The sequence below is a fragment of the uncultured Fibrobacter sp. genome, assembly GCF_947305105.1.
GTDB lineage: Bacteria > Fibrobacterota > Fibrobacteria > Fibrobacterales > Fibrobacteraceae > Fibrobacter.
Genome location: NZ_CAMZCS010000001.1, coordinates 192,751 through 218,001 on the forward strand (window position 1 = coordinate 192,751; position 25,251 = coordinate 218,001).

26 protein-coding genes and 1 tRNA gene are annotated in these 25,251 nt (G+C 52.8%); 3 read left to right on the top strand and 24 right to left on the bottom strand.

All coding sequences use genetic code 11. The features are described from left to right. Positions 1 to 24: 24 nt before the first annotated feature. Genes Q0Y46_RS00810 through Q0Y46_RS00820 form a run of 3 tightly spaced genes read right to left on the bottom strand, consistent with a single transcriptional unit; the run spans position 25 to position 3,014 of the window. Positions 25 to 1,770 (bottom strand): AAA family ATPase, encoded by a 1,746-nt coding sequence (locus tag Q0Y46_RS00810; RefSeq protein WP_297943773.1) that lies wholly within the window; start codon positions 1,768 to 1,770, stop codon positions 25 to 27. Positions 1,771 to 1,810: 40 nt separating this feature from the next. Continuing rightward, positions 1,811 to 2,107, bottom strand: a complete 297-nt coding sequence (locus Q0Y46_RS00815) for a septum formation initiator family protein (RefSeq protein WP_295681834.1) — start codon at positions 2,105 to 2,107, stop codon at positions 1,811 to 1,813. Position 2,108: 1 nt separating this feature from the next. Beyond that, positions 2,109 to 3,014, bottom strand: coding sequence for a DNA-processing protein DprA (locus Q0Y46_RS00820; RefSeq protein ID WP_295681837.1), 906 nt, complete (start codon positions 3,012 to 3,014; stop codon positions 2,109 to 2,111). Here Q0Y46_RS00820 and mazG point away from each other — a divergent pair, their 5' ends adjacent. Continuing rightward, complete coding sequence (gene mazG, locus Q0Y46_RS00825; RefSeq protein WP_295681839.1) at positions 3,015 to 3,815, top strand: nucleoside triphosphate pyrophosphohydrolase; 801 nt, start codon at positions 3,015 to 3,017, stop codon at positions 3,813 to 3,815. Here the strand turns inward: mazG and Q0Y46_RS00830 are convergent. The 12 genes from Q0Y46_RS00830 to purU all read right to left on the bottom strand — a co-directional run bounded on the left by Q0Y46_RS00830 (position 3,812) and on the right by purU (position 15,692). After that, a complete protein-coding gene (locus Q0Y46_RS00830; RefSeq protein ID WP_297943777.1) occupies positions 3,812 to 4,372 on the bottom strand; it encodes a hypothetical protein in 561 nt (186 codons plus the stop codon). The two genes, mazG and Q0Y46_RS00830, sit on opposite strands and share 4 nt — an antisense overlap. Further along, positions 4,365 to 5,018: a hypothetical protein gene (locus Q0Y46_RS00835; RefSeq protein WP_297943780.1), complete on the bottom strand. Its 654-nt coding sequence runs from the start codon at positions 5,016 to 5,018 to the stop codon at positions 4,365 to 4,367. The genes Q0Y46_RS00830 and Q0Y46_RS00835 overlap by 8 nt, the downstream gene beginning before the upstream one ends. Positions 5,019 to 5,393: 375 nt before the next feature. Beyond that, complete coding sequence (gene fusA / locus Q0Y46_RS00840; RefSeq protein ID WP_297943782.1) at positions 5,394 to 7,523, bottom strand: elongation factor G; 2,130 nt, start codon at positions 7,521 to 7,523, stop codon at positions 5,394 to 5,396. Between the two features lie 123 nt (positions 7,524 to 7,646). Beyond that, complete coding sequence (locus Q0Y46_RS00845; RefSeq protein WP_295682853.1) at positions 7,647 to 8,309, bottom strand: EcsC family protein; 663 nt, start codon at positions 8,307 to 8,309, stop codon at positions 7,647 to 7,649. Between the two features lie 408 nt (positions 8,310 to 8,717). After that, the gene (locus tag Q0Y46_RS00850; protein WP_297943784.1) at positions 8,718 to 9,077 is read right to left on the bottom strand and encodes a hypothetical protein; all 360 of its coding nucleotides are present in this window, start codon (positions 9,075 to 9,077) and stop codon (positions 8,718 to 8,720) included. A 155-nt stretch (positions 9,078 to 9,232) separates the two neighbouring features. After that, a complete protein-coding gene (map, locus tag Q0Y46_RS00855; protein WP_297943786.1) occupies positions 9,233 to 9,994 on the bottom strand; it encodes a type I methionyl aminopeptidase in 762 nt (253 codons plus the stop codon). A 144-nt stretch (positions 9,995 to 10,138) separates the two neighbouring features. Then, positions 10,139 to 11,533, bottom strand: coding sequence for a DEAD/DEAH box helicase (locus Q0Y46_RS00860; protein ID WP_297943788.1), 1,395 nt, complete (start codon positions 11,531 to 11,533; stop codon positions 10,139 to 10,141). 69 nt (positions 11,534 to 11,602) lie between these two features. Continuing rightward, positions 11,603 to 12,859, bottom strand: coding sequence for a hypothetical protein (locus Q0Y46_RS00865; RefSeq protein WP_297943790.1), 1,257 nt, complete (start codon positions 12,857 to 12,859; stop codon positions 11,603 to 11,605). Then, positions 12,859 to 13,551 (bottom strand): hypothetical protein, encoded by a 693-nt coding sequence (locus Q0Y46_RS00870; protein ID WP_295682866.1) that lies wholly within the window; start codon positions 13,549 to 13,551, stop codon positions 12,859 to 12,861. Before Q0Y46_RS00870 ends, Q0Y46_RS00865 begins: the two co-directional genes overlap by 1 nt. A 31-nt stretch (positions 13,552 to 13,582) precedes the next feature. Beyond that, a complete protein-coding gene (gene pyrE, locus Q0Y46_RS00875; protein WP_295682870.1) occupies positions 13,583 to 14,254 on the bottom strand; it encodes an orotate phosphoribosyltransferase in 672 nt (223 codons plus the stop codon). 23 nt (positions 14,255 to 14,277) lie between these two features. Next, the gene (locus tag Q0Y46_RS00880) at positions 14,278 to 14,838 is read right to left on the bottom strand and encodes a hypothetical protein (protein ID WP_297943793.1); all 561 of its coding nucleotides are present in this window, start codon (positions 14,836 to 14,838) and stop codon (positions 14,278 to 14,280) included. An 8-nt stretch (positions 14,839 to 14,846) separates the two neighbouring features. After that, positions 14,847 to 15,692, bottom strand: coding sequence for a formyltetrahydrofolate deformylase (gene purU / locus Q0Y46_RS00885; RefSeq protein WP_295682876.1), 846 nt, complete (start codon positions 15,690 to 15,692; stop codon positions 14,847 to 14,849). Between the two features lie 89 nt (positions 15,693 to 15,781). Between purU and Q0Y46_RS00890 the strand changes: the two genes are divergently transcribed. Together Q0Y46_RS00890 and Q0Y46_RS00895 are read left to right on the top strand one after the other, a co-directional pair. Then, a complete protein-coding gene (locus Q0Y46_RS00890) occupies positions 15,782 to 16,897 on the top strand; it encodes a fibrobacter succinogenes major paralogous domain-containing protein (protein WP_295682879.1) in 1,116 nt (371 codons plus the stop codon). Positions 16,898 to 17,123: 226 nt separating this feature from the next. Continuing rightward, positions 17,124 to 18,146 (top strand): TonB family protein, encoded by a 1,023-nt coding sequence (locus tag Q0Y46_RS00895; RefSeq protein WP_295682881.1) that lies wholly within the window; start codon positions 17,124 to 17,126, stop codon positions 18,144 to 18,146. Positions 18,147 to 18,213: 67 nt separating this feature from the next. Here Q0Y46_RS00895 and argS read toward each other — a convergent pair whose 3' ends face one another. The 9 genes from argS to Q0Y46_RS00940 all read right to left on the bottom strand — a co-directional run bounded on the left by argS (position 18,214) and on the right by Q0Y46_RS00940 (position 25,239). Then, complete coding sequence (gene argS, locus Q0Y46_RS00900) at positions 18,214 to 19,926, bottom strand: arginine--tRNA ligase (protein WP_295682884.1); 1,713 nt, start codon at positions 19,924 to 19,926, stop codon at positions 18,214 to 18,216. Next, positions 19,913 to 20,326, bottom strand: a complete 414-nt coding sequence (gene rsfS / locus Q0Y46_RS00905) for a ribosome silencing factor (RefSeq protein WP_297943797.1) — start codon at positions 20,324 to 20,326, stop codon at positions 19,913 to 19,915. Before rsfS ends, argS begins: the two co-directional genes overlap by 14 nt. Continuing rightward, positions 20,313 to 20,726, bottom strand: coding sequence for a LytR C-terminal domain-containing protein (locus tag Q0Y46_RS00910; protein WP_295682890.1), 414 nt, complete (start codon positions 20,724 to 20,726; stop codon positions 20,313 to 20,315). The genes rsfS and Q0Y46_RS00910 overlap by 14 nt, the downstream gene beginning before the upstream one ends. Further along, positions 20,726 to 21,313 carry a hypothetical protein gene (locus Q0Y46_RS00915; protein WP_297943800.1) on the bottom strand — a complete coding sequence of 196 codons (588 nt, stop codon included), beginning with the start codon at positions 21,311 to 21,313 and terminating at the stop codon, positions 20,726 to 20,728. Before Q0Y46_RS00915 ends, Q0Y46_RS00910 begins: the two co-directional genes overlap by 1 nt. Before the next feature lie 22 nt (positions 21,314 to 21,335). Further along, entirely contained in the window at positions 21,336 to 22,784 is a 1,449-nt protein-coding gene (locus Q0Y46_RS00920; RefSeq protein WP_295682895.1) for a flotillin family protein, read from the bottom strand. A gap of 179 nt (positions 22,785 to 22,963) precedes the next feature. Then, on the bottom strand, positions 22,964 to 23,311 hold the full coding sequence (gene panD, locus Q0Y46_RS00925) for an aspartate 1-decarboxylase (protein ID WP_295682897.1): 348 nt from the start codon (positions 23,309 to 23,311) through the stop codon (positions 22,964 to 22,966). 4 nt (positions 23,312 to 23,315) lie between these two features. Then, positions 23,316 to 24,122, bottom strand: coding sequence for a hypothetical protein (locus Q0Y46_RS00930; protein WP_295682900.1), 807 nt, complete (start codon positions 24,120 to 24,122; stop codon positions 23,316 to 23,318). Positions 24,123 to 24,147: 25 nt separating this feature from the next. Beyond that, positions 24,148 to 24,231, bottom strand: a tRNA-Leu gene (locus tag Q0Y46_RS00935). A 99-nt stretch (positions 24,232 to 24,330) separates the two neighbouring features. Continuing rightward, the gene (locus tag Q0Y46_RS00940; protein ID WP_297943805.1) at positions 24,331 to 25,239 is read right to left on the bottom strand and encodes an SPOR domain-containing protein; all 909 of its coding nucleotides are present in this window, start codon (positions 25,237 to 25,239) and stop codon (positions 24,331 to 24,333) included. Positions 25,240 to 25,251 lie beyond the last annotated feature (12 nt).

The window sequence follows — 25,251 nt, forward strand, 5'->3', positions numbered from 1 at the left end:
TAGAAAATCCTGAATAAACTCTTGCTACACCAGGAACCTGGGATAAATCCAGGAGCATTCGCGGGCGAGCATCTTCGGAAACTCGCGGAAGTTTCCATTGATTTGGTACAAGTTAAAGCTACCTTCCACGGGCGTGAGCGACATGAGGCTGTCGGCGCGGGATTGCAGGTAGGGATATTCATCGATGTTGCACGTGGTGACGACGGCGCAACCAGTCAGGGCGATGATGGTGTCTACCATCTGCATCAGAATCTGGTGCGGGGCGCCACTCAGTCGTGTAGACTTGGGGTTGTGGAGAACAGCCGAGATGGGGTCGATGATGACGACCTTGTAGTCGTGGTTCTCAAGCTTGCGGGCACCTTCGATACGCTTTGCGATGAGCTGGGCGGTCTCGATGGGGGAGAGTGCCGTGCCGCGCAGGTTCAAGAAACCGAACTTGGACGTACTGGCGTTCAGGTCGCGTTTGGAGCCCAACAGGTGCAGGCGGTTCAGGAACACGGACTTTGTCAACTCGAAGTTGATGAACAGGACGTCGCTGGAGGTGGTCGAGTTGCCGAACCATTCTTCCCCGTAGCAGATTGACAAACCTAAATCCATGAGGGCCAAAGATTTACCACTCTTCGGAGGCGCGGTGAACAGGAAAAATTCGCCGGCGCGGAGCACGTTTTCGATGATGCTCGGGTCTTTTTTCGGCGGTTCTTCGCTGTCGCTGGCAAGTTCGATGAGCGGTTTGCCGTCGAGCGAGTATTCCACCCATTCTTGCCATTCCTTGAAGTTCTTTGCACCTTGTTCCACCCCGATGAGGTACTGCTGCTTGCCGCCGCGGAGCACGCCGGGCATGCGGACCATCTGGTTCGGGTTGTTATAGGAGCGGTCGACTTTGAAACCTTGGGAGTCGAGCGTGTCGAACAGGAAATTGACTCTTTCGTTGTATTCTTCCTGGTCGGCGGCACCGATGCGGACCCAGGCCTGCACGGAGTTTGCACCCGTGTTGACCAATGCCACGCAGGGCAAGTTCAATGCCTTGTAGTAGGCGAGCTGCTTGGCAAGAGAAATCTTGGGGTTGTCCACCACCACGTAGCGGTAATGCCAGCTTTCGTCGCGGGCGTCCTTGCCACTCTTGATGGCGTTGATGCAGAGCAGGGCGCCTTCGGGGCTGTCCAGGCTCTTCATGATTTTCTTGAGGGCTTCGTCCTGGTCGACGATGTTCGAGACGATTTCCGTCGTGGCGGTGGGGGTCTCGGAAACCTTGAATTCGATAGTTTCGTCGGGCTGGAAGGCGACGCTGAGGAGCTTGGCCAGGTCTTTGCGCCAGTCGGCGGTGGGCCAGGGAATAGAAAGCGCTTCCGGGTCGATTTTGTGGTTCTGGAGGAGCTCCAGGGACTGCGTGTCGAGGCCCATGGCGAGCATCTGCTCCATGGAAATCATGCTGGCAGAAAGCGGCGAGATGATGTTGGGCGCGACCTTCGGGGGAGGCGGGGCCGCCTGTGTCTGGGCTGCCGGTTCTTCTGCGGGCTCGTCGACGACCCGTTCGGGGACACGTTTGGAAGAACGCTTCTCGTCGGAGAAGGCTCTGCGGAGGATCTGTTCGGCTTCGGTAACGGAGAGACCGTCGTCCTGGGCTTTCTGGCCTAGCTGGAAGGCCGCATCCATGTAGGTCCAGCCTTCCTCGCATGCCGCCTCGCCTGCGCGGAAAAGTTCGCTCTTGAGTTCGTTCCCACTATATTTTGTCGTGAGGAACTTATTGATTATCTTTCTTGCGCCTTCCATAATCGTGTCCTGTTTATGACAAACTCTTTATCAAGATACATTATTTTTCGGCTTTCGGTTCAACCAGTTGGAAAACCTTCTCGGAATCACGGCTCATCCCGTAACGGGTCCGCAAGATGGACTCCTTGTACAGGGAATCGTTCTGGAGGCGTTCAATTTCCGCATTCCGGGCTTCGATAACCCCCTTGAGCGAGTCGATTTCGGCCTGGTAGGCGGCGATTTCTGCCGAGAGTTCCTTTTGTTGGAGCAGGCTGTTCTTGCCTATGAACAGTTCGAAAAGGGTCAAAAGAATCAAGACCAGCAGAACGGCTACAAAGATGTAGATTTTCTTGTTCAATTCAAAACGCTCCGTCAAAATAGAATTGGAAATTGTCCTGGGTCGAGACAAGGCCTGCGATTTCCAGTTCTGTCAATATAGCTAAAAGTTCGGGGGTCTTGAGGCCGCTGTCGAGTTCCATGTCGTCAATAGTCTTGCGGAAACCACGCATTTGTACGAACAGGTCCTTCGCCGGTTCGCTCAGGTTGCAGCCTATGGCGGGGAGGCCTTGCAGGCTCGCTGCGCTGGGTTCCTGGATGCCGACTAGTTTGCGCAAGCTTTCGGGGATGAATATGGGCTTTGCCTTGCCGGAATCGAGAAGCATATTCGGGCCTGCGGCGACTTCGTTGTCAAAATCTCCGGGAATCGCGAGGAGGGGCTTCTTTTCGGCCAAGCAGAACTTGGCGGTAATGAGCGCACCCCCGTTCGATTTGCTCTGCACGACGACTGTTGCCTGGCACAGTCCGCTGATAATCTTGTTTCGGGCGATGAAGTTCCCCCTGTAGGCGCGTACGTCCGGCTCGTATTCCGTTATCGCGGCGCCTCCTGCGTCAAGGATGCTTTCGAGGAGTTCCCCGCGGCTCCCTTCCACTTTTTGCGCGAGACCCTGCGCCAGTACGGCGATGGTGGGGAGCCCCGCATCGATGGCGGCTTCGTGGCAAAGGCTGTCGATTCCCTGGGCGAGCCCCGAGACGATGACCGCGTTTGTCCCCTTCAGCGAAAAGACGAGCCTCCGGCAAAGCTCCCTTGCCGAGTAAGAAGGGCGCCTTGTGCCGACCATTGCGATGCCGACTAAGGGCGTTCCATCTTTCGTTGCCTCGGGGAGGTTCCCTGCAACATAGAGTTGCTTGGGGCAAAACTTGGATTGTGCAAGTGAAAGCGGGAACTGGCTCGCGTCGATTACAGTGTACTTTCTATCTTTGTCCATATGAAATATTCCTTTGAAGATTTGGTGAGTATAATGGCGAAACTCCGTTCGGAGAACGGATGCCCTTGGGATCGGCAGCAGACGACACGTTCGTTGTTGCCTTACCTGATTGAAGAATCCTGCGAGTTCATCGACGCCGCACAGGATGGCGACAAGGCCCACATGTGCGAGGAACTAGGCGATGTCCTGTTCCAGGTTATTTTCCATTCGCAGGTGGCCAAGGACGAGGGCAGTTTCACCATCGACGATGTCGTGCAGGGAATTTGCGAAAAAATGGTCCGCCGCCATCCGCATGTGTTCGGGGACGCCAAGGTGGATAGCGCCTCCGGGGTCGTCCGGCAGTGGGATAAGATCAAGTCCTCCGAGAAGAACAATAAAAAAATGCCTGGCAGCTCTATCATGGATAAAGTAAGCAAGAGCTTGCCGACGTTGGCCCGTGCCCAGGAACTCCAGCGTAGGGCCGCGAGAGTCGGCTTTGACTGGGTGGATCCCGAGCCCGTATTTAACAAGGCGCAGGAAGAATTTAATGAATTTCGTGCCGAAATGCAAGCGGCCGGTCCGGAAAATCCCAATATCGAGCGCATGGAAGATGAATTCGGGGACATGCTGTTCTCGCTGGTGAACGTGGCTAGGCATAGCGGATTCAATGCCGCGAACGCCCTGCAGAGGGCGAACTCGAAATTCGAGAAACGTTTCCGTATCGTAGAAAACCTCGCCCGTGCAGAAGGCAAGGAAATGAGCGAAGAATCTGCGGAACGCCTCCAGGAATTCTGGAGGCAGGCGAAGGCTAAAAAGGATTAGTCAACGGGATTCCGCTCGATAACAATTGAATCTTGCAGGTCTATGCGGATAAGCCCTTGGTTTGCTGCGATGTATGCTTTGTCGTAATCGCAGGCATTGTCTTCTGCCCCAGTGGCGTCGATCTCTAGGACGTCTTTGAAAGTCTTGCTCCCGACTTTGAGCGAGTCGAGCATTGTGACGGAGTAGCCGTCCTTGTTTGTTTTTTTATTTCCGCTCAGGTTCTTGAAAACGATTTTAACATCCTCGTCGCTCCCGCAATGGATGGTCAAGTTACCTCCGTCGTCTGTACACTGGATGACGACTTGGATTTCGATATTGTTTATCGAACCCACGACTCGGTAATCGTAGTATTCGGGCTTGTGCCTGTAGGTGTAGTCGGTGTAGGTGTCGGTTATCCCGAGATTGTCCTTGACTTCGAATGTTGTCGAGTTTTCCTGCTCCTTCTGGACAAAGCTGTTGAATTCTCCGCCGACATATTCTTCGCTGTCGTCGAAATATCCGCACGAAGTGAGCAGGAAGGTACCGGTAATGATTGCGGACAAGGTAAACTTATTCATGATGGTCCTCGTTTCCGATGAGGGTGAGCGTGTCTCCGTCGCTGGTCAGGATTCTCAGGATGCCCTTTGCCCTGGAAATGTAGGCGTATGGGACTTTGCCTGTTTGTTCCGTTTCGAATCGGTTTTGTTCCCAGGTCGTGAACTTGTAGCCGTGAATGACGTAGACGCTGTCGTAGAGAACGCCGTTGAAACTTGCCGTGTCGAGGATCTCATGGACGTCTTCGATTTTTCCGGTGCTGTCGGTCCAGAAACTGAACCGGTTGTCTGCGAAGTCAATGTGGACGGAACCAAGGTGACTGTCGGCGCTGAGGTGAATTTCGATATCCATGATGGGGTAGGTGGATGTATATTTCAGCAGGCGGTTTTCTTGCTGGGCCTCGAAGCAAAAATCGGTGTATAATCCTTTATATGTGGAGTCCGTGGTGCGCTTCATTTCGACTTCAAAACCGGACGAATGGCTGTAACGGGCGCTTTGCGGCTGTCCGAAAAAATTCTTTTCCTTCTGGTAATCGAACAGGTGCCAATTTTCGTGAGTCACGTCGCTACAGGTGTCCGTCGTGCAGCCGTCGCAGTAGCAGCCGCTCAGGATTGCCGCCGCTGCGGTGACAAGGGCTATCAGAATAGGTGTGTTAAGCCTTTTAGTCATATAGTGTATCTCCTTACAGACTAGGATATACATATCATATAGCGGGGGTGGATAAGGGAAAATGCACTTTTTTTCACTTTTTTTGCCGTATTCCACTTTGGAGTGTTCTCTATAGGAACATGGATTTTGAAAAAAGTCGTTCCTATGTGGTTAACAAGGCGTTATCTTATAGGAGTGATACTCTTCCATCTTGGTCTTGGAGAAGGGAGGCCGGATCGGACCGCGGGGTAAGATCGAAGAGTAGCACTTTTTCTACTTTCTATTCCATATTAGAAATCCCGCAGGTACCCTGCGGGATTTTCCTTTTGATGAGGGGAGCAAACAAAAGAGGCCTGCGGAAATTTCCGCAGGCCTTCTTTAATGGTTTGCCAGGAATTAGGCGCGGGCCTTGGCCTTGTCGCCGTACTTCTTGATGAGTTCTTCCTGGATGTTGCGCGGCACAGGAGCGTACTTTGCAAATTCCATGGTGAACTCGGCCTTGCCCTGAGTCATGGAGCGGAGGTCCGTAGCGTAACCGAACATTTCGGAAAGCGGGACTTCGGCGGTGATGGTCGTCGTGCCCATTTCTTCGCTCGTACCAGTGATGGTACCGCGACGCTGGGAGACGTTACCAACAACGTTGCCCTGGAACTCGGTCGGGGTGGCGATTTCGACCTTCATGATCGGTTCGAGAATCTGGGCGCCGGCCTTTTCGAAAGCTTCGCGGAAAGCCATGCGGGCGCAAATCTGGAACGCCATGTCAGAGGAGTCAACCGGGTGGAAAGCACCATCCTGGACTTCCATTTCGATACCCACGACCGGGAAGCCGATGAGGGAACCGGCCTGCATGCAGCTCTGGAAACCCTTGTCGCAAGACGGGATGTATTCCTTAGGAATACGGCCGCCGACGACGGAGTTGATGAAGTTGTAGACCTTTTCGGAGTCGCCTTCGACAGGCATCGGGCGCATCACGCCGGACATCTTAGCGAACTGACCCGAACCACCGGTCTGCTTCTTGTGGGTGTATTCGAACTTGGCTTCGCGAGTGATGGTTTCGCGGTAGGCCACCTGCGGAGCACCGGTCTGCACGTCCACGTGGTATTCGCGGCGCATACGTTCGATGTACACGTCGAGGTGGAGTTCGCCCATACCCTTGATGATGGTTTCGCCGGATTCCTTGTTGACTTCGACCTGGAACGTCGGGTCTTCCTTGGTGAAGCGGTTGAGGGCCTTCGACATGTTGTCGAGGTCGTCGCGGTTCTTGGCTTCGATAACAAGTTCGATAACCGGGTTAGGAACGTGCATGGAAGTCATGTTGTAGTGGTTCTTGCCGTCGGTGAAGGTCGTACCGGAAGCGCAATCGATACCGAACAGAGCGACGATGTCGCCGGCACCGGCTTCGGTGATGTCCACCATTTCGTCGGCGTGCATACGCACGAGACGGCCCACGGACACCTTCTTGCCGGTGGCCATGTTGGTGATCATGTCGCCCTTCCTGAGGGTACCCTGGTACACGCGGACGTAGGTAAGCTGGCCATAGCGGTCGTTCACGAGCTTGAACGCGTAGCAAACGAGCGGCTTGTCGTCGGCGCTTTCGAGCACGACTTCGGCTTCGTTGTTGTCGAGGTCGAGAGCCTTGTTTTCGACGTCGGTCGGGCACGGGAGGTAGTCAATAACACCGTCGAGGAGCTTCTGGACGCCAATGTTCTTGTGGGCAGAACCCATGAACACCGGAGTGATGTCGAGACGGATGGTAGCTTCGCGGATAACCTTCTTGAGGAGGGCCTTGTCGATCTGGTCGACGCCATACTGGCCTTCCATAGCCTTTTCCATGACTTCGTCGCTGTAGTCAGCGCAGCAGTCAACGAGCTTTTCGCGGTATTCGTTGGCCTGGTCGACGAGTTCGGCAGGGATATCCTTTTCGATCATGTCGTCGCCGTTGGCGCCTTCGAAGTAGTAAGCCTTCATTTCGATAAGGTCGACCACGCCCTTCAGTTGGTCTTCGAGACCGATAGGAATCTGCATCACGCAGGGCTTGTGGTTGAGCTTTTCCTTGAGCATGACAGCCACGCGGAGCGGGTTTGCACCAGAGCGGTCGCACTTGTTCACGAACACGACGCGCGGTACATGGTAGCGCTTCATCTGGCGGTCAACGGTAATAGACTGGGACTGGACGCCTTCCACACCGGTCAGAACGAGGATAGCACCGTCCAACACGCGGAGAGAACGTTCCACTTCGATCGTGAAGTCCACGTGCCCCGGGGTATCGATGATGTTGATGGAGTCCTGTTCACCGCTCTTGGTGTGGGTCCAGTTTGCGAAGGTGGCAGCAGACTGAATCGTGATGCCGCGTTCGCGTTCAAGTTCCATGGAGTCCATCGTGGCACCGACGCCGTCTTTACCACGAACTTCGTGGATAGCGTGGATACGCTTTGTGAAGTAGAGGATGCGTTCGGTAAGGGTCGTCTTACCGGAGTCGATGTGGGCAGAAATACCAATATTTCTGTGCTTTTCAATGTTTTTCATATTTTATTCCACTAATGGAGTTGATGTTTGAAGTTTGGGCGCAAAGATAGAAAAAAATAAGCCCCCTCTCAAGGGGGCGGTTTGGCAGAAGTTGGCCGATTTGCGTGTTTTGTGCGGATTTCCCTAGTTTATTGTTTCGGAATCTTCGTTTTTTTCGGTATCCGCGATGGTGTTGTCTCCTCCATCTTGGTCACCTTGGTCAGCGAGGGCCTTGAAATAGGCTGCTGCGGTCTTGCCGACTTCGTAGGTGTCGTAGTAGGAGTAGGCTCCGTTGCCGATAGCTCCGAGGATGGGGATGGCGCGCAAGGTGGCCCGGCCTAAGAACCGGGTCGAAATTTTGAGCCCGATTTTTTTCAGCAGGGCTTCCAGTGCGGCCATGGAAAGTTTTTGCACCACGATGCGGCTGCCGGTGCGGACGGCAACATCCCGCAGGAACTGGGCCGCGCTGTGGCGGAACAGGCACCAGACCATGGCTTCGCGGGAAAGCAGGGCAAATTTGCCGTAGGTCATGGCGATGTCGGAGACGAGCTGCGCCTGGATGCGCCAGATGGCGGCGATATCCGGGATGGATGTCAAGATTCCTGTAAAACCAGCAGGAACAGAAAGGGTCGTGCTAACTGCGGACGCCTTTACGGCTGCCTTTTGGGTTAGCCTTTTGACCTTTTCTTCGGGATTGTCCGTTGCGGTATATAAGGATTCGGGAATGTCGGTAATCAAGTCCACGAGGATGGATTCGACCCGTTCCTTTATTTTGTCAAACTTTTTTTCGTCTGTGCAGTCGTCCATAAGAAGCTCCTTATGGGGAAATATACATATTTAGGGGCTAGGGGCAAGAATCTAGGGGCTATGAGGTCGCTTCGCTTTGAGGTATGAGGAAAGTAGACAGTAGGAAGTGGTTAGTGGTTAGGAGGCTGCAGATTTGTCATTGCGAAGGGCGAATAGCCCTGAAGCAATCTCCGTCAGTAACTTGAAAGCAATGAAATCGGGGCTGAAGCCCCTTTGAGCTATGAGGTCGCTTGCAAGCTCGCTTTGAGGTATGAGGAAAGTAGACAGTAGGAAGTGATTAGGGGTTAGAATCTAGGGATTAGGGAAAAATATCACGGCTTCGCCGTCTGTTATTAACGCACGAAGTGCGTGATTCTTTTCACTAGCCTCTAGCCTCTAATCTCTAATCTCTAATCTCTAGTCTCGTGCCTAAAAAATAATCTTTGCAATTCCGCCGGCGATGCCGGAGAGCCTTTCTCCGCTGTAGTCGGCGATGGAAAAGCGCAGGCTTCTCCCGTTGAGTGCCAGTTTTAGCGCTTCGTTGATCCAGGTGCGCTCGCAGGTGATTTTCTCAACGACAATCTCTGTGCCCTTTTCTCCCTCGTCGAATCCGTAGTACCCCCTGAACAACGTTGCCTCGGATTCCCCGCGGAGGACAATCCTGACATCGGCTATTCGAGCGTTGGAATCGATGGAAACCTCCTCGATGTCGCCAAAACGCAGAACGGTCTCGTTCTTGCGGATGAAGGACTCGATGGCCCGGTCTCGGAGGTTGCTGAGTATAGACATAAGAGGTATGAGGTATGGGGTCGCGTCTCTGACGAGACGCTTTGAGGTATGAAATCTAAAAAATGATTGTGCCGGAGGCACGATTCTTATCAACTCAAAGGACGATAATCCGTGCTCATACCTCAGAGCACCGAAGGTGCGACCTCGAAGCTGTTTTACCTCGGCAACGTGAGAATGTCGATGCCGTCTTTCGTCTTCACGACGGTGTGTTCCCACTGGGCGCTGAGGCTCCCGTCGCGGGTCACTGCGGTCCAGCCGTCGCTGAGCGTCTTGGTGCCCGGGCGGCCGACGTTGATCATCGGTTCGACGGTAAAGACGTTTCCGACCTCGATGAAGGGGCCGCGTTCGTAGTTGCGGAAGTGGAGCACTGTCGGTTCTTCGTGGAATCCGCGGCCGATGCCGTGCCCGCAGTAGTCTTCGACCACGCTGAATCCGTGTTCGTCGGCGATATCCTGGATGGCGCAGCCGATGTCGTACCAGTGAGCTCCCTGCTCGCCTGCGGCACGGATGCCTTCTTCCATGCAGAACTTGGCGGTGTCGACCAGTTCACGGGCTATGTCCGAGACCTTACCCACGCAGAACATGGCCGACGTGTCACCGTGGTAGCCCGAAAGGATGGTCGTGATGTCGATGTTCACGATGTCGCCGTCCTTGAGGATTGTCTTTGCGTTGGGGATGCCGTGGCATACGACTTCGTTGATGCTGATGCAGGCGTAGCGCGGGTAGCCGTGGTAGCCCATGCAGGCCGAAATGCCCTTGTGCTGGCGCGTGTAGTCACCGATAAATTCGTCGATTTCGAGCGTGGAAACGCCCGGCTTGCACATTTCACCGGCGCGGATGAGAGTCTCGGCAGCGAGTGCGCCCGCATCGCGGATGAGTTCGATTTCTTTTGCGGATTTAACTTTGATCTTGGCCATAATTAGTGATTAGTGGTTGGTGATTAGTGGTTAGTGATTAGTGGTTAGTGGCTAGTGGCTAGTGATTAGGATCATTTAGTAAATATTCTTCCTGTTTACTAACCACTGTTTACTAATCACTGTTTACTAACCACTGTCTACTTCCTACTTCTTCCAAGCAAATTTGTCTACCAGGTACGCAAGCAGCATCTGTTCATCAGTGGTGCCGTTTGCGAGTTCTTTCACCAGCGGGAGCATGCGGCTGATGCGTTCGGTCGCCTTCTGCCCACCAAAGTGCTTGCGGACTTCTTCGAGCTGGAGACGGGTGCGTTCGCTGACCTTCTTCGCGATTTCTTCGCCCGTGAGCGGTTCCATCTTGATGAAGTTGATGCCGAAGTCGGCGGCGGTCTGCTTGATTTCGATTTCTTCGACCGGGGTAATCAGCGAAATGCAGAGACCACTCTTGCCGGCACGGGCGGTACGGCCGCTTCTATGCACGTAGACTTCGTGGTCGGCGGGGTGGTCGTAAACAAGAACGTGGGTCACATGGTCCACGTCGATGCCGCGGGCGGCCACGTCGGTGCAAATGAGAATGCGGATTTTCTTTTCGCGGAAGGCGTTCAGCGTCTTTTCGCGCATGGCCTGGGCCACATCGCCGCTCAAGGCGCCCACCTGGAATCCGTAGCCTGCGAGCACCTGTTCCAGGTAGCTCACGTCGCTCTTGCGGTTGCAGAAAATCATGCAGCTGTCCGGATTGTAGTATTCCAGCACCTTGATGGCCATGGAATCCTTGTCCATCACGTCGCAGGGGTACCAGCGGTGTTCCAGGTTGTTCGCGATGACCTTGTCGTAGCTGAGCGAAAGGAATTCGGCGCTGGGGCGCTGGAATTCGCGGGCAAGGCTCTTCACCGTCTGCGGGATGGTTGCGCTGAACATCGTGCAGGCAATCTGCTTGGGCAGGTACTTGCGGATTTTTTGCATGTCGGGGTAGAATCCCATCGAAAGCATCTCGTCGGCTTCGTCAAGCACGAGGTCGCGGATGTCGAGGAAGTCCACATGGCCACGCTGTACATGGTCCATCAGGCGGCCCGGAGTGGCGACAATGATATGGACGCCTTCCTTGAGGGCCTTCAACTGGGGTTCGTAGCTCACGCCACCGAAAATGGCGACAGAACGGATGCCTGTGCCTGCGGAAAGTTTTTCGATTTCGTCTTCCACCTGGAGGCAGAGTTCACGCGTGGGCACGAGGATGAGTGCCTGCGGATACGGATGGTCACGGACAATGACCTGCAAAAGCGGGAGAACGTAGGCCCCGGTTTTTCCCGAACCGGTCTTGGATTGCACCAGCATGTCGCGGGCGGCGAGCATGTAGGGGATTGTCTTCCTCTGTACCGGCATCAGGTCGGTCCAGCCGTGCTGCGCGAGGATTGCTTTTTGCTCTTCGGGGAGCATGTCGAACGTATAGTCGGGGAGCTTGTGCTCGGGTTCGATAATCTTGACGGGTGTTAGGAACGGGTTGACTTTTTCTTCTTTCTTTTCTTCAATAATTTCTTCACTCATAGTGCGCCCAAATGTAGCAATTTTTAGGCGGTTCCCATAGCCCCCTGTGTGACGCACTTAACAAAAAAACTACATGCTGAAGTGGTATTCCAGGCCCAAATTGATGAAGCAATCGATGGTGGAACTGCCGATTGTCGTGGGTTCCGCAGCGGCGTCGGGGCTTGGGTCTTCTTCGATATTTCGACCACGCGAAGAAATGCCGGTCCTGAGTCCGAGACCATAGTGGTTGAAAAAGATGAAGTGGCTGCCTATGCCTACCAAGGCTCCCTTGTAGGAATCTTCGAATTTTATGCGGACGTCGTAGGCTCTGGAATGTTCCTTTTTATCGTCTTTCAGGCCGATGTCTTCGACAAAGAAACTGTACTGGAATCCGATAAATGCAAATGGGGTTGTCTTGAACCATTTTGTGAGTGTGTATGTCCTGGAGAAGACGACGTTGATGCCGATTTCGTGCTGGTGGAATCCCCAATAGTCCAGTTCTTGGTAAACGGTGTCTTGGTCGTCTGTCTTGACTTTGTGGTAAGCGTAGCGGTACATCAGTTCTGCTCCGATAAACCCGTACCAAGTGCCTCCGGCATAGAGGGCCATTTGTGGGTCGGAGTCGTCAATGAAGTTCCAGAGGCTTGCCGAATCCTTTGTGATTCGGTAATTTCTCACGCGGCTCTTGGTGTGGCTGCTGTACCAGTTGTCTGGAGTGAGCGGAATTTTTGCCTGCGAATAGCCTACGGCGATTCCCGCCCATCCCTGGAACCCAGGAATTTCCTTGTAAGATTCGTCGGGCTCGGTCATTCTCTTGGCGCGTTCTTCCTTGGTCAGCCTGCGCTTTGTTGAAGCGTCAAAAAAGGCGGCGGCAATGTGGTCGCCCAGGGCGATCTTGTCTCCAGTGTTTGTGAAGACGCCTGCGGCAACGGGCTCTGCCGAGTTTTCGTCAAAGGTCGCTGCATAGGTTTTCCCGTCGCGGTTCCCGATAAACAGGACGAGTTTGTCTTCGACGGATTGGAGCCTTGCAGCCATGGCCGGGTGCCTTGCGCGGAGATGCTCCGGTTTGACATTGTCGTCTATATTGGCGAGGAGCCAACCGGCGTACCGTACTGCGATGGAGTCTCTCTCCAATTCACCGGCCATTCGGCATTTCGGTTCGCCGATACCTGTGTTGTTGCGCTTGAGCGAAAGGCAAAATTCCTTGGGGTCGAGTGCCGGGGCTTTGTCGGCACTCCAGATGAGAATCTCGGCGTCTTTCCAGAGAGTCCAATGGTTATGGAAAAAAACGTTGTCGGCAAATGTCGAACAAACAAAAAGCAATATGGCGAGGATGAATCGTTTCATTATTGCACCCCTGCCGTTAAGTTCTGTTTAATCTGTTTCACCGACATGGCCACAATCTGGCTGATGTCGTTGAGGGTCAGTTTCACGTTAGGTTGGTCAATCTGGTTGACTGCGCTGTAGAGCGGGCGCTGCTTTACATTGTCCCAGAGCGTATAGGATACGATGGCCGAAAGGTTCTTGGATGTCTTCTTTTCGGGGGCCTCGTTATGGATGAGCGCATAGTCGTAGAAGTTTTCGCGCTGGAGGTCAGTGCCCAGGATGAATTCGTGGATAATCAAAATGTAGGGAGGCACATTGCCTGAGGAATCCTTCACGACGATTCCTTGTTCCGGGAGATGCCCCTTTATGAATATGCGGGAATCCAGTTTCTGGCTTTCTTCGGGGAAATGGTTGATGGCCGTGTCGGGAATGACTGTCACGGAAGCATACGCCTTGCGCAGTTCTTCAAGGAATGCCTTGGAACTGAAATGGCTGGTAAATGTCTGTATGCTGTCTTTGCTTATTTCCAGTTTTTTGGCAAACCAGCTGGAACGAGTTACCACGAAAGCTTCGTCGAGGCCCGTGACGGCAATGGAGTCCACCGGGGCCTTTTTGTAGCTTGGGTGTGACTGGTCCCAACGATAAGACTGACTGCATCCGCAAAGGATGCACATCAAAAAGATGCAAATTGCAAAATGCAGCCTCATAACCATAATCCTATACCCCAACTTGTAGAACTTACGTCTACTTGACGCCCCATTGTTCGCGGTAAGCGTAGACGCGTTCAAGAATCCCTTCCGGAGCGTTGATTGCCTTGCGGTTCTCTTCGGCCTCGAGGAACTTGATGATGTCGTCGATGCTCACGATAGAACGGGCTTCCAGGCCGTAGTGGTCCTGGACGTCTTGCAATGCAGATTTCCCGTTTTCGAGGCGCTCGCGACGGTCTACGGAGATGAGGAGGCCGACCACGTTGGCGTTTTCGATTTGCGAGAGGGCCTGCATGGTTTCGTTGACACTTGTGCCTGCGGTAATCACGTCTTCGATGATGACGATGTTCGTCTTTTCGGCATACTTGTAGCCGACGAGCGAACCGCCTTCGCCGTGGTCCTTGACTTCTTTGCGGTTGTACGTGAACGTGAGGTTCCTGGCGTAAACATCGCTAAGTTTCATGGCAGTGGCTGCGCAAAGGGGAATGCCCTTGTAGGCCGGCCCGTAGAGGTTCTCGGCCTTGCCATCGAAATGTTCCATGAAGGCGGCTGCGTAAAATTCCGCGAGGCGCGAAAGGGTTGCCCCGGTACGGAACTCTCCCGTATTGATAAAGTAAGGTGTATTACGTCCGCTTTTAGTGACGAAGTCCCCGAATTTCAAGGCTCCGGCTTCAACAAGGAAATGTACAAAGTTGTCTGTCTTAGTCATAGATAATACCGTTTTTAGTTTGCCTAGGTGGCGTCGGCACCACTCAGTAAGGCGATGATTCTAGAGAACACGTTGGCTTCGGTCAGCACTTCGATAGCGACCAGCAGCGCAAGTACAACGATGCAGAGGCCGATGTAGACGAGGAACGATCTCTTGAACCCGCTAATCTTGATTTTGAAAATCAACCAGGCGATGAAACTCAGGATGGCGCTGAACGTCCATGCGGCGATAGCTCCCAGTGCAACTCCCGGAATGAGGCTCACGAGGAAGGTGACCGCGATGCCCGGCATAAAGAAGAAGCATATGCAGAGTACGCTGATGAGGGCGAATCCGACATAGTGCGAGAAACCGCGTTCCCTCTGGATGATAATCTGGGGCTGCTCGTATGCGCCTGTCGCGTAAGACGTTTCGGCAGGTTCCACCTGCGGTTCCTGTTCGGGTTCGCTGGAAGCGGCTACGGGTTCGGTGGCCGCTTCCGTCGCTGTTTCGGCGGCAGGCTCAGTGACCGGAGCTGTCGTTTCAGGAGACTCGCTGGGGGTGTTCTCCACGGGTTCGGTAACCTTGTTTTCTAGTTCTTCAGACATGACTGCTCCTAGAGGATGAATGTTCTACCGGCATACACGAACACGCGGTGCTCGAGCCAAAGTTTAAGTGCCTGGGAAAGCGTACGCTTTTCAATATCTTTGCCGAGTTCCACCAGTTCGTCGATGCTGGCCGTTTCGGGCACGCGCTGGATGTCCTGGCAGATGATGGGGCCCTGGTCCAAATCTTCGGTGGCGAAGTGGGCCGTGGCGCCGATAATCTTGACGCCCTTGTGCCATGCCTGGTGGTAAGGCTTTGCACCCTTGAACGCGGGCAGGAACCCGTGGTGGATGTTGATAATCCTGTACTTGAATTCCTCGGTGAAGGCTTCGCTCAAAATCTGCATGTAGCGGGCGAGCACGACTGTGTCGGTCCTTGTCTCGGCGATGATTTCCCTGAACCGGTTCTCGGGGATGCTCTTGTCGGGGTTGGACGGCACGTAGTAGAACGGCACGCCGAAGGTCCCGCCTACGGGGCCCAGATCGGGATGGTTGCCGACGATGCAGCTGAATTCGCAGGGGAGGTCGCCGTCGCGGTGCTTGAGGAGGAGGTCGTAAAGGCAATGGTCCGTTTTGGACACGAAAATGGCGACACGTTCGGTTTTGGAGGTGTCGAAGAGTTTCCAGTTGAGTTCCAGACGCGGGGCCAGGGTTTCCAGGTGCTTGTAGACTTCCTGGATATCGTTCGATTCCATGTTAAAAACGGCGCGTAAAAAGAAAGTTTCAATGTCTTTTGCCGTATGCTGCTGTAAATCGATAATATTGGCGCCGGCCTTGGCCAGAACCTGGGTCGTGCCCGCAATCAGGCCCTTCTGGTCGGGACAATGGATTTGAAGTATGTAACGAGTAATTGCCATGCCTACAATTTAATAAAACAAAGGTTTCCAAAAAGAATAAAAAAAACTAACATTGTTCATGTTCAACACTATTTACAGGGACATTCACTGTGAAAAAAGGGTATTTTTCAAAAATTGCGTTAGCTGGCATTTTTGGCCTTGCTTCGTCACATGTTTTTGCGGTTCCGCCGAAAACTTGGGATGCTATTTTTAATGCCGAAGGCCAGGGGGAGTATACCGCTGCAAAGGTTGAAGGCAAAATACGCATGGGCAAATACACGCACTACAAAGAAGTGCAGCCTGTTTCGTTTGTGGTCAAGGACAGTTTGTTCGAATTTGCCGTGTCGGGCAATCTGACCGTCCCTGCCGATAAAATCGAAAAAGAAAATTTTTACGAGAAATGCGACGAGAGCAAGGAAGCTTGGATTTCGTATTTTGACAAGCCCCGTCAGTTCGGGGATCAAGAGTTGATTCTGGATGTGAAGGGCGTTGACCTTGCTTGCGGCGATGAACTCTATGTTGTGGACAAACTAAAGATTAAGTTCAAGAATGCCGAAGCCCAGGAAAGATGGGATTTGGATTTTGAAACCCGTGAAAGGCCCAAGCGTGACAAGCTGATTGCTTTCCGCAAAAACGAACAGGAACACCGACAGCTGATTCGCGACAAGATTGGCATGGTGAAGGACCCGCGCGACGGCCAGGTTTACAGAACCATCAAGGTGGAAGGTCGCGAATGGTTTGCCCAGAATGTGAATTACAATGTGGAAGGCCACTCCTGGTGCTACGAAGATAAGGACTCTTATTGTGTGCGTAGCGGCCGTCTCTACGATTTGGAAGGTGCCCGCAAGGCTTGCCCCGAAGGCTGGCACCTGCCGCGTGACCGCGAATGGCAGGACATGCTCAAGGGAATCACCGGTTGCTATGATGGTGTGGACAAGTGCGAAAAATTCGCGAACAAGATGAAGGCTACGACCGGTTGGCAGGGCGGTGGCGGTTCTGACGAATACGGCTTCTCCGTGTTCTCTTCGGGTTACCGCAAGATGATTGGCAAGTCCATTGTGCGCTACGAAGATATGGGTGAATATGCCGGCTTCTGGTCTGCACAGAACGGCCGCAACGAGACCATCTGGATTTGGGCCATGGGCCGCATGAGCGACCAGATGGTTCGCCAGCTTGTGCCGAGCAAGAACAATGCTTACTCTGTCCGCTGCATCAACGGAAATTAGTAGACAGTAGGAAGTAGTCGGTAGGAAGTTTTCCTAATGCGAAAAAACGAGAGCTTGAAAGCTCTCGTTTTTTACTGTCTACTGCCGCGAGCCCAAAGGTTCGTAGGCCTGAGCTCGCCAAGAAACTCAAGCAGAAAATTCGGACCGAATGGGCCAATGGCCTCGAACAGGTCGCACGAGAATCCGGCAAGTAATTTTTCGCTCTATTCTTTTGTATATATAGGCTATGGTGCGCCTAGTTTTTACGATTCTTTTATTGAATGTTGCGCTGTTTGCACAGGTGTCGCGTCCTTCGGAAACGGCTCGTTTTCCTAACGGCTTAGGGGAAGGTCTTGAAGATATCTTTGGTTCTATTGCCATTGATGAATTTCGTGACAACAAGAATTTTTGTGAAGCCAGTACATACGGCATGAATGTCCTTGTCCTAGACGGCTATTTTGTCGTGAAGTACAACCAACCCTTTTCTGTAACGACCGTTGACGCTTTAACCACTCGAATCTTTACGAGTGACACTACTCGCGAGCGCCCTGTCTGGGCGAGGGTCTATAAGGTCGTTCAAGCATCGCCTGATTCCGTTGCTCATTTTTTGAAGGATGTGCGCAAGAATAACGCAGGGAAGGTAGACCAGAACGAACTGAATTTCTCGTTCCCTTATCAGGACGAAAGCATCTATAAATACAAGAAGTTTCTCGGTAAGCTAAAGGCGGCCGGTTTTACCAAGATTCGTCTCCTGGCAAGACATGAAGAATTTGGTGACGAGGTGTATAGAAAATTGCAACTCAAAAAATACAGTAAAAATGAAATCGAGTCGCGTGAAAGTATAAAGCATCACTGCAATACAAGTTGGCTGCGTATTACGGATTCGCACCTTTCTTTTTCTGCGTATAAGCCTATTTCTCAGATAGAAATGGTTGTGGGGAAGGGAACTCGCTCTATTAAAGGAGTACTCGATGTCGTTTCAAAGAATCGACCGCTGATGGATAAGATTCACAAAAAGTTTGCAAACTTTTTACCCCGCCTAAAGGATGTCAAGAATCTAGAGCATCCCGATGCGCCTGTTCAGATTGAGGTCTTTGTGAAATTCACCATAGACCCGGATGGCAAGGTTACAAAGGTGGAAAAGCAATCCTCGAATTCCGAAAATGAGGAATTTGACAAGGCTATTTGCGATGAAGTTGCTACCTGGACATTTGAAAAGGCTGATTTTGAATCTAAAGTAACGGTTCCTTTCAAATTCAAGAAAAAATAAAAAACGAGAGTTTATACTCTCGTTTTTTACTGTCTACTTCCTACTTCCTACTGCGCGAAGCGCGCTGCTACATCTGCCTGATGGGGAAGAGGCCGAGCAAATCGAGCACGTTTTCAAGCACGATCTGTGTGGCCTGAACCAGGAACAGGCGGGACTTTTCTTCGGCGCTGCCGAGCACACGGTCTTCGTGGATGAACTTGTGCGCGGCTTCGGCGATTTCCAAGGCATACTGGGCGAGTACGCTCGGTTCGTCACCGGCGACGGCACCCAGAATTTTTTCGCCCTTCTTCGCGAGCAGGTTGATGAGGCTATAGGCAGCATCGTCGGTGAGCTGCGCCATGTCAATTTCGGAGATGTTCACGGTGTAGCCGGCCTTGCGCATGATGCTGCACAGGCGCACGTGGGCGTTCTGGACATACGGACCTGTATCGCCTTCGAAGCTCATCACGGCATCCCAATCGAAACGCACGTCCTTCAAGCGGCTGTTCTTGAGGTCGTTGAAGGTGAGGGCGGAAATGCCGATCTGGCGGGCGATAAGTTCCTTGTTCTCGAGTCCCGGATTCTTCTGGTCGATGAATTCGAGAATCTTCTTCTGGGCGGCTTCGATTACATCGCGGAGGAGGCTTGCCGTACCGGTACGCGTCTTTCCTTTTTCCCACTTGCCATCGACCATCTGGAGAATCACGCCGAACGGGATGTGGTACATGTCCTTGTACCATTCGCGGCCCATCTTCTTGAGCACGTGGAACACCTGCTTGAAGTGGAGTGCCTGTCCGAGGTCCACCACGTAAAGGCACTTGTCGAAGTTGTATTCCTTCTTGCGGTAGCATGCGGCGGCGAGGTCGCGGGTGGCGTACAGGGTGGAGCCATCGCTCTTGCGGATAAGGCAGGGGTTCAGGTCGAACTCGTCGAGCATCACCACGTCCAGATCCTGGCTTTTGACCATCAGGTTCTTTTCGCGGAGTTCGTCGAGAATGGCTGGAATTTTGTCTTCGAAGAAGGATTCGCCGGTGTAGTGGTCAAAGCCCACGCCCATCATGTCGTAGATGCGCATGAGTTCCTTCAGCGTTGCTGCGCGGAAGGCGGTCCAAAGCTTGCGGTAGAATTCGTCACCCTGTTCCAGCTTTGTGAATGCGGCGCGCGCTTCGTCTTCGAGGCCGGGTTCTTCTTTGCTGGCCTTGGAGAAGGCGGCGTAAAGAATATTCAATTCCTTCACGGTGAGGCTATCGAGCGTGGCGTCGTCCGTGGGGCGCTTTTCGCGCAGGTACATCACGATGAGCTTGCCGAAAGCGGTTCCCCAGTCGCCCAAGTGGTTGATGCGTTCCACCTTGTAACCGGCGGCCTTGTAGATGCGGGAAAGCGAGTTTCCGATCATCGTGGAGCGCAGGTGGTGGAAGGCGAGTTCCTTGCCGATGTTCGGGGAGCTGAAGTCGATGCACACGACCTTGCCATTCGGGGCGGCGTGTCCGTATTCAAGTCCCTTCGCAGCGATTTCTTCGAGCGTCGACTTCGCGAGGAATCCGCGGTCGATGAAGAAGTTCAGGTAGCCGTTCACGGCTTCGACCTTCGAAAGTCCTGCGGGGAGTTTTACCTGGGCGGCGAGGTCTTCCGCAATCATCTTCGGGGCCTTGCGCATCACCTTCGCGAGTGAAAAGCAGGGGATGGTGAAGTTTCCGTGGCTGGTGTCAGGCGGCACGGAGATAAGTTTTAATGCGGCTTCTTTTTCGAAGGAGCCGGTGGCGGCGAGCGCCTCTGCGATTTCTTGCTCAAACGAGTTCATTGTCGTCGGCCTTCTTGTCGGTTGTCTTTACAAAGTCGTTTTCGTCGAGTTTCACGATCTTGCCGTCGGCGTACAGGCGGTCAAGCGAAATTTCGTTACGCTTTTCTTCTTCGAACAGGTGGACCATCAGGTCGAGGCCGGCATCGAATACGGCCCAGCGTACGCCTTCCTTGTATTCCACACCCACGGACGGGAGCTTGTTCGCCTTGAATTCCTTGCGCAGTTCGTTCAGAATGGCCTGCATCTGGGCTTCGCTCTCGCAGGTGGCCACGAGGAAGTAGTCGGTCACGTCCTTGATGCCGCGCAGGTCAATCAACTGCACGTTCTGGGCGCGGAGTTCAAACAGGATGCTCGCTCCGATGGTTACGGACTCTGGCAAATCTTGCTTATTCTTTGTCATTTGTTTCTCCCTGCTCGGGTTCTATGATTTGTTTAAAATCTTTCCCTATATAAATAGTCGCGTCTATGTCGTTCGCTCTCTTGCTTGCGACCTTCATGATGTTTTTCGTCTGGAGCGTCTGGGCGAGTGCCTGGGCTCCTTCCCATTCAGGATTTCTCAGGACGAGTATGGTCTCGTCGTAGTTCTGGAGAAGGTCGTTGCGGTAGCTGACCACGTCAAACCCGTTCCGGCGTAGGAACGAGGTCATCTTTGCGGCCGATCCCACTTCTCCACAGCTGTTTAGGACTTCTAGCGAGCCCGCATACTTCCGTTTTTCCTGAACTTTGGGCGGTTCCTTTTCCTTGCACCCAGTAGCAAGCGCAAGTAGAGCAACGAACACCAACATGATAAAAAAACGCATCACGGGTAAAAGTTAGAATTTCTCCAGGGACCGTAGTAGCGATGCATAGGTCCATAGGCTCTTAAAGCGTCATCTTCTTTGGTTACGCCGATGCGGAGGTAGGCATTGTTGTTAAAACGGTACTCCAACCCGACGTTCGGGATGATGGGACGGACTGTTCCTTGTTGCACGTCTTCCCTGGGAATGTTGTAGTTCAAATTGCTGTATAGCGGCATCCAGAGGCCGACTGCGCCAAAAAGGTGCAAATCCGGCGAAAATTCGTAGTTCCAGTGGGCGAGGTAGCTCTGTTGCGCGAATGTTCCGAATGAGCCTCCGATGATGCTTGCCGAATAAGTATAGGCGACGGTCAGGGCCGGGTCGAAAGTGGGGTGGCGCAACAGGCGCTCTCTTGGGAAGTTTTCATGGTTCCACGGAATACCGTCGTCGGTGGCGACATAGACCGTGTCGTAAATGGTGTCAATTACGGTAACTGCCGGTGAAAGTGTATCCCGGATTGCTTTTGGGGCCATGACCGAATCCGCCTTTGCCGGTGATTCGGCAAGGGCGAAGGTTATGGCAAGCAATATCATGAACAGCGTCAACCGCATGCCATGAATATAGAAAGTTCGTCTATTTCTGGGCGGAATCCTGCGGAGTATCGGGCTTGGAAACACCCGCGAGTTTTGCGCCGAACATGGATCCGAGAACCGTTCTTAGGTCGATTCCGAGGGAATCCGTGAGCCCGTTCGTGACTTGCGTGAGCGTCTTGGTGATATCTCCGGTGAGTTTGGCCGTATTGCCTTCGCCGTACATGGTGATGTTGCCGATTTTTTCCATCGGTTTTGCAACAGCGGCGGCAATTTGTGGCATTTGTTCAAAGTACTTTTCAATGGTTTTCAGCTGCATTTCTTGGCGAGCTGCATCACCATAGAGTTTCATTGCCTCGGCTTTCTTGTTAAGTGCTTCGGCTTCGGCGAGGCCTTGTGCCTTGATGGCTTCTGCTTCTGCCAAGCCCTTCGCTCTAGTGGCTTCGGCTTCGGCCATGGCTTTTGCCTTGGTGGCTTCGGCTTCGGCAAATGCTTTTTCCTTTTCGGCGTCAGCAATTTGCTTGATGGCCTTGGCGCGCTGTTCTTCCTTGTAACGGTCGGCTTCGGCGTCTTTCTGTTGCTGGAAGAGTTCCGCCTCGGAGCGCTGGATTTGTGCCTGGCGTTCGGCTTCGGCCTTCTTCTCGATTTGAGCCTGGAGTTCCTTCTCGGTTACGGCGACCATGCGTTCGCGAATTTCGATTTCTTTTTCCTGCTTGGCAACTTCGGCTTCGGCCTGGGCCACGTTGATTGCCTTTTGCTGTGTTTGCTTCTGGATTTCGTAGGCTGCGTCGGCAATAGCTTTTTCGGTATCCGAAATCTTTTGCAGGTTCGCCTTTTTCACGGCGAGGTCGTTCTGCTTCTGGGCAATTTCAAGTTCGGCGGCCACGGCTGCGTCGTTTGCATCCTTCTTGGCCTGGGACTGAGCCACGCTGATATCCCTTTCGGCATTTGCCTTGGAGATTGCGGCAGCCTTACGGATGGCGGATGTCTTGTCGACACCCAGGTTCTCGATGACGCCGTTCGCATCTTCGAAGTTCTGGATGTTGAATGTCTGCACCACGATACCGAGCTTTTCCAAGTCCGGAATGGCGTTTTCGAGAACGAGTTCAGAAACTTGCTTGCGGTCGCCAACGAGGTCCACGAGCTGCATGCGCCCGACGATTTCACGCATGTTACCTTCGAGAATATCGACAATCATCGCGCGGATGTCTTCGGGCTTCTTGTTCAAGAAGTTCTGTGCCGATGACTTAAGCCTTTCCGGGTTATCCGAAATCTTGGCTGTCACGACGGCATCGACAGAAACGTTGATGTAGTCCTTCGTGGGGACCGGGCTACCCGTCTTGACGTCAATCTGAATGAGTTGTAGCGAAAGGTGGTCTGCACGTTCAAAGAAAGGGATTCTAAGGCCGGCGCGCCCGATAATCACTTTAGGCAATTTGCGCAAACCGGAAACGATGATGGCCTCGTCCGGAGCGGCCTTGATGTAGGACATGACAAAAACGATAACGAGAAAGGCTACCGCGAAAAATGCGACTGTAAAAATGATACTGGTTTGCATAGGATAATCTCCATTTTTTGCTACTATGAATATATATCAAAAGGAATGTCAAGAAATGACGTTTTAACAAAAAACGTCAATTTTTTTATGAATCTGAGAATGACCGAATTGGCTTAAACGATTTCGTTCTTTTCGTTTACGTGGACAACGGTGGGTTTCCACGTTTTCGCTTCTTCCGGGGTCATGGACGCGTAGGCAACGATAATCACCAGGTCGCCTGGCTGAACCAGACGGGCCGCTGCGCCGTTCAGGCAAATCATGCCGGATTTGGCGGGGCCTTCGATGACGTATGTTTCAAAACGCTCCCCATTGTTCACGTCGAGAATGCCGACCTTTTCGTAGGGGAGTATGTTCGCTGCGTCCATCAAGTCACGGGCAATAGTGATAGAGCCCTGATAATTCAGGTTCGCATCGGTGACTGTGGCTCTGTGAATTTTGCTTTTTAACAGCTCAAGCTGCATGGCTTTAGAACTTCACTTGCAGCATGCTGGCGACGCCCTTGTCCGGAGTCGGGAGAATGCCGAAACTGAAACGGTTTGCATCGGGGTTGTTGGCCCACTGCGTGCTGAAGAAAGCGTCCGCGAAGGACCAGATATGGGCTCCGACAACGGGAATCAAGAAATAGAACCAGTTGTCTTGCTTGTCCACGAGCATGTATGCTGTCGCACCCACACCAGCAACCCAGAGGGCGTCAATCCAGATGGCTTTGGATGTATGCCCGACTTTCCACTGGTAGAGTGACGGAATGAGCAGCGACATGTACGCATAGCCCTGGTCGCCAGAACGGTTCCTGTAAGAACGGTCGATGTCTGCATCTTCGAGACCTTCGGAACGCTGGCTTAACCATTGTTCTTCGGTCACGCCGAGACGCATCCACGGCTTTTGCAAATATTCAGAAGGACGGATTCCCAGTTCAACAAGATGTGTCAACTTTTCGCGTGTGACACCTTCTTCTTTCGCTTGCTGGAATTCCCACTGAGTCAGGCCCATTTCTTCGTAACGGAAACCTTCCCATTCGTCCCCACTCGCCTTGGCTGTGCCTACTTTCTTTTCTTCTGCGGTCGGAATGGGCTGGTCGGCTTCTTCTTTGGCCTTCTTTTCAGCATCGGCTGCATCCATCTTGTCGAAGTCATCGTCTTCGTTGGATTCGCCGTAAGAATAAGACTGCTCGGTATCGGAAGTAGTTGATTCGTCATAGTCATAGTCGTACTGAGCTAGGGCCATAGAGCCAGCTACAAGCACCATTGTCAAAACGTTACGCCATTTAGCCATCTTAACCTCAATTTCCGAGCCTTAATGCCGGGGGAGGGAATCGAACCCTCACACTCTCGCGAGTACCGGATTTTGAGTCCGGCGCGTCTACCAATTTCACCACCCCGGCTAGGGTGTGTCTCAAATATAGTACATTTTCGTTACTTTGAAAGGTTAAAAAAAGGAAATAATTGCCTGTTTTGGTACAAAATCGGCAATTTTTAGGTAATTATTTCTTTAAGGTTGCTCGGAAATCCACATTTAGAGGGGATAGCTCTCTTGCTCCGTAATCAATGGCCTTTTCTTTTGAAACAAAATCACCGGATTGAACTACATATAAAGTCCTAGATTCTTGGGGCTGTTCCACGATGTTGCACGGAATTTTGCGCTTTTTTAAGTTCTCCACAAGGGCTTCGGCGTTGCTTTTCATGCTGAATGCACCCAGTTGGAGCGTCCAAGATTCTCCCTGTTGGGGTTGAACTGCGGCTGCCGGTGCGGATTTTTTTGCGGTTTCGTCCGAGTCAAAATCGGGGAGGTCGATAATTGCCGGTGCGGCCGGAGCTGCCGTATTTGCTGCGTTTGCGGCTTGTTTCGGAGTTTGTTCCTGTGCTGTGGGTTGGGCTGTGGCTGCCTTTGTGGGTTGTTCTTTGCCAAGGTTAGAACAAGCTTCGTTCAATGCTTCTTGCTTGATTTTTGCTTGGACTGCAGTGCAGACTTTCTGGAGTACGGGGGCCTGTTCCGGTTTTGAAGTTTCGATGGCGTGTACGAGCGCATTGGCCGCATTTTCGAATTTGCCAAGGTACAATTGGAACTGGGCGCGGGTCATCATGAGATCGGCGTAGACTTTTTTTTGCGGATTCGTTTTTTCGATGAGGCTGTCAAGGCGCTTCCCGGCTTTGGCGAAGTCGTTCGCGTTGCCAGTCTGCGAAAGCGCGAGGACGTTCCACAGATAACATTCCGTGCGGCTGTCGGCGGGCTGCTTGGGACAAGCTTGTTCAAAGGATGTGGCCGCCTGTTTCCAGTTCCCTGCGACATAAGCCTTCTGCGCATCCGCCATCGACTGCGCAAAAGCGCTTGTGCCGCAAATCAAGAACAAAATAGCGGCAATTCCGCGAACATTCCAAAACTTCATTTTCATTACCTCACACCA